We start from the raw sequence: 959 nt of genomic DNA on the forward strand, positions 1-959 counted from the left end.
AGCAAATATTCAACGTAATCCCCTTTCAGCACCGGGTACGCTGTCGATGTCGCCCCAGAAAATGCCTGGTTCCTCTTCGCCGTCAGTTCGCTGACTTGCGCCCTGTGCGATCCCGTTCCAATAAACAGAAAGTAACCCGGTGTATCTGGTCGAGGATTGATCGCATCGCGAGCTGCTTTTAGTGCCAGAAGCAGCTGATTACCATCGTCGGATGAAATGGCGTGCTGCACTTCGTCGATGATCAGCACCAAGTCGGTTTTCGCTTGATCAACAACCCCTGTCAGCGCCTGCGCCAGCGTTGGCCCACCTGAAGTCCCGATGCTGTCGAGTTTGAAACCAAATTTGAATCCTGCAGCGCCCACATCAGCACCACTGACACGCTTGAGCACTTCGAGCAAACCGGAGCCTGGTGTTTGGAGCTCCTGCAGGGTTTTACGGATGGCGTCATGCACCAGTGTCGCTGGATTGGCCAGCGTGTCACTCCATAGGTCGACGTAAATGACCAGAGCACCCGCCTCTTCCAGAGCAGGGATGAGATCGCTCCTCAGGAATGTTGTTTTACCGGTCCTGCGCAGGCCGGATAAAAACAGACCTGAGCGCAAACCTTCATCGAGAACGCCCGGATTGAGAAGCTGGTTCGCCATTTCTGCGGCCAATTCAGGGCGCTGAAAAATGCTGCTCATGCAATTACCTCTTTTTATGGATACGCCATAATTATTGGCCAGCCATAATTTACCATAAAGTCCGGAGTCCGGCCTGGAGCCGGGTTGATCGATGTTTCGGGGGTTATTTTGAGCGCAGAAGGGACGCTTTCTGATAGTCGTTTGGGCGATTGATGGTTTTGGATGAAAAATCATTTGTCTACTGTCTGCGCGATAAAACTCATTACACCAAGTAACTAATGATGTTCCCGCCCCCACCTTTATCACCTCCAGCTAACTCCCTACATTGAGCTCCAT

Annotated in this window: 1 protein-coding gene; it reads right to left on the reverse strand. The window is 52.0% G+C overall.

Going from position 1 to position 959, the window contains the following annotated elements:
• The coding region (locus AC1DRJ_RS29675) for an AAA family ATPase (protein ID WP_477805263.1) at positions 1-683 on the reverse strand (683 nt) is incomplete at its 3' end.
• Positions 684-959 lie beyond the last annotated feature (276 nt).

It is taken from the genome of Pseudomonas sp. P5_B2, from assembly GCF_056400445.1.